Annotated in this window: 2 protein-coding genes; one reads left to right on the top strand and one right to left on the bottom strand. The window is 65.6% G+C overall.

Annotated elements, in window-relative coordinates:
• The coding region (locus FJY88_12870; protein ID MBM3288221.1) for a T9SS type A sorting domain-containing protein at window positions 1-247 on the top strand (247 nt) is incomplete at its 5' end.
• A 423-nt stretch (window positions 248-670) separates the two neighbouring features.
• Here FJY88_12870 and FJY88_12865 read toward each other — a convergent pair.
• Window positions 671-3,001, bottom strand: a complete 2,331-nt coding sequence (locus tag FJY88_12865) for a T9SS type A sorting domain-containing protein (protein ID MBM3288220.1) — start codon at window positions 2,999-3,001, stop codon at window positions 671-673.
• Window positions 3,002-3,341: the final 340 nt, after the last annotated feature.

The raw sequence follows: 3,341 nt of genomic DNA, 5'->3' as shown, positions 1-3,341 counted from the left end.
GAGGGCCTTCCCGAATCCCGCCCGGAGGGACATCGCCGTCCGCTACCGGCTCCGTGGGGACGCCGAGGTCGAGTGCGAGCTCTTGGACCTCCGCGGGCGATCCGTCCGCGGTCGCATCTGTCAATCGCGGTCGGCCGGAGAGCATGTCATCCGGCTGGAAGTCGCGGATCTGCCTTCCGGAATCTACTCGCTCAGGGTCACAGTCGCGGGACGTTCGCGCGTGGGCAGGATCGCAGTGATTCGGTAGGGTCGCTGCCTGCGGCGGGCCGATGGTTGTGCTCGGTCAGGAAAGCGAGCACAACCATCGGGATCGACTTCGCCGCCGTCGAGCACCGCGGGCAGGAAAGAGCATCGACGTGCAGCAGCCGGCGCAGCAACTGCGCCCACGGTACGCGGGGACGGCGAGAAAACGACGCCCTCTGCCCCCTTCCCTCACCCCCCACCCTCCCCGCGGCATGCAGCTCCAGATCGGAAGTCGGCTCGGCCTCAACACCGGCAACCTCCCGCGACGGAGCAGAAGGCAAGCACCGCCGCATCCGGCTGCGGTTCGCGAACACTCCATGGTAGCGAACCTGATGGCTATACGGGAACGAGACCAGAGCCGCCAGCCGGCGCAGGAAGTCCAGGGGGCAAGGCAGCGAGTCCGGTAGGCCTCGCCCTTCCCTCCGGCTCACGTCCGCAACAAGGTCACCTTCTGGAACGTGACGCGCCCGGTGCTCTCCAGCCTGATGAAGTAGACCCCGTTCTTGAGAGGCCGGCCCGCCGAGTCCGCCCCGTTCCAGACGATCTCGTTTCGCCCCGCGGGCACGCGCGCGTTCCGCAAGACGCAGACGACCCTTCCCGTCACATCGACGATCGAGAGATGGATGCGGCCTCCCTGCGCGACCTGGTAGCGCACCGTCGTCGCGCCGAGAACCGGGTTCGGCATGGCGCCCAGAACTGCATCGATGGCAGCCTCCGCGGGCGTTTCCCCGGACGGACCGGCCTCGGGAGGCTCCGCCGCGGTCACCCCAGGAGTCCACCGGAATACATCCCCGTTGGGCGTGGTGGTGGCGAGGATCGTGCCGTCCTGGAGCTTCAGGAAGCGCAGGATCTCGTGCGCCTCTGAAAGCGACCCCTCCTGGACCCAGGTCGTGCCTTCATCTGTCGAGCGAGAGGCGACAAGGGATGGTCCCGGCTGATAGCCAATCAAGAGATCTCCGGAGTCCGTCTCCACGATGTCGTAGATGCGAACGGCATGGACGGGTCCCACCATGACCCGACCGGTGGTGTCCCATACCGCCCCGCTGTTGACGCTTCGGAAGACATAGCCGCCGTGAGCATGGACCCAACCGGTCCACCAGAGCGTCCCGCCATCAGTTTCCAGGAACGACTCGATGCTCGCGACATGCTCTCCGAAGGATGGCGGCAGCTCCTGCCGGATCCAGGTCGCTCCCCCGTCGGTCGAACGATTGGGGCGCCCCCACGCGCCCGCGAACAGATTCCCATCCGATGTCTCGAAGAGTGCCGTGATCCCGTCGGAGAGTCCGACAGTGGGACCGAGCAGGTTCCAGCTCGAGCCTCCATTGGTGGTCGCGTAGATGTGGCACAGCGGCGATGTCCCGGCCAGGATGCGCCCGTCCGATGTCTGCAACAGGGCGCGCACGGCCGTCGCCACCGGCAGGTTCGCCGTCGGCGCCCAGTGATCCCCGCGGTCGGGCGAGCGGAAGACATCGCCGTTCGGGTATGTCCCTACGTAGATCGCGCCATCGCTCGCCGCAAGGAGCGAGTATGCGATCATGGCGTTCGGAAGCGGCGCGGTCGCGGTCCAGGTCGCGCCCTGGTCAGTAGACCGGAAGACCACGGCCGGTGGCATGGTCGCGGCGTAGATCGTCCCATCCAGCCCTTCGACCAGGTCATAGACATTCCATGCGCCCGCGAGCTGACCCGTCATGGTCCAGGTCCCCGGGGCCGCCGTCACGACCCTTGCTTGGGGGAGCGAGTCCGCGTAAGCGACCCAGATGTCCTCATCCCCCCTGCTTCCCTCAAACGATTCCGATGCCGTGTACAAGCGGCTTCCGTCGCGGACGAGGAACGGCGTGCATGTGATGCGGTCCGTGTTGACCGGCGGGCCGACGTTAACGGGCACGCCCCAGGCGGAGCCGGTCCAGGTCGAGACCCACAGGTCCGCCCCGCCGTAGCCTCCAGGGCGGGCGCCCCCGAAGTCGCTGAAGTAGAGCTTGGTCCCGTCCGACGACACCATCGGACGGACCTCGGCCGCGGTGGTGTTGACGGGAGGGCCGATCGAACGGTGGTTCAACCACTGGTAGATCGAGGGGCCGCGGTCCGCGACCCAGATATCGTTGTTGCGGACGTAGTAGAGATGCATCCCATCGCTCGTGATCGCCGGATCCGATCCCTGGAAGAGCATCGTGGCGGGTCCGAACTCGCCGGCGGTCCGGATCGAGACCATGATCGAGGTCGCCCGGCAGAAAAAGAGCGTGTCGCCGGTGGCCGTCGTCGTGGGACGTCGTTCGGGCCCCTCGGTGTTGATGTTGGGCCCCAGGTTCGTGCCCTGTCCCCACGCGCGGGTCACCGGATCCCACTGGGAGACGTAGATGTCCCACTGCCCCTCGTAGCCGGGCTTTGGCGGCCCGTTCATCGAATCGAAGATGATGTAGAAGAGCTCATCCTCGCCGGCGGTGAGCCACGGGTTGCAGTCGGGGTTGTAGCCCGAGTTCTCAGTGCTGATCAGGTGGCTGTAGACCGTCCGCTCCGTGCCGAGAAGGGGCGCGCCCGTACAGGGCGCAGCAAAGCCACCACCCGAACATGCTCCTCGAGAAGCGCATCCACCGCCCGTTCCCCGCTCCCATCCCGGCGGTCTGCCGAGATCGCAGCCCGACGCCGGCTGTGGCCAGAGCGGGATGGTCAGACATCCAAGGAAGAGAAGATAGAAGAGGAGAAGGAGACAGGAAAGGAGAAGGAGACAGGAGACGATCGCGAGTCTGAGGCGGACCACCATGTTCCCTCCACAAGAGGCAAAGCACCCGGGGGGAATTATAGCAGGAAAGCCTGGTTCAGAGGAGACAACGCATCGCCCCTCCGGTTACACCTCAGATGGCGCGATGCGCTGTCTTGAACCGCCGAGACTCTCGGCTTGTGTCCATTCTGTCTGCAAGGCCTCAGGGAGTGAGAGGGCTCGGACCGCGGTCACTCCCTGGAAGTTGGAGTGAACAGAATGGCTGGCAAGACGTCCAATGACCTGACCCCCTGAAACCGGTCCAGTTGGGATGTTAGGATTCCGGCTGGATTGGAAAGGGGGATCGATGAAGAAGAAGCGCCATTCCACTGAGCAGATCATG

This window comes from Candidatus Eisenbacteria bacterium (genome assembly GCA_016867495.1).
Lineage (GTDB): Bacteria > Eisenbacteria > RBG-16-71-46 > CAIMUX01 > VGJL01 > VGJL01.
This window is presented reverse-complemented; position numbering and strand designations above follow the sequence as displayed.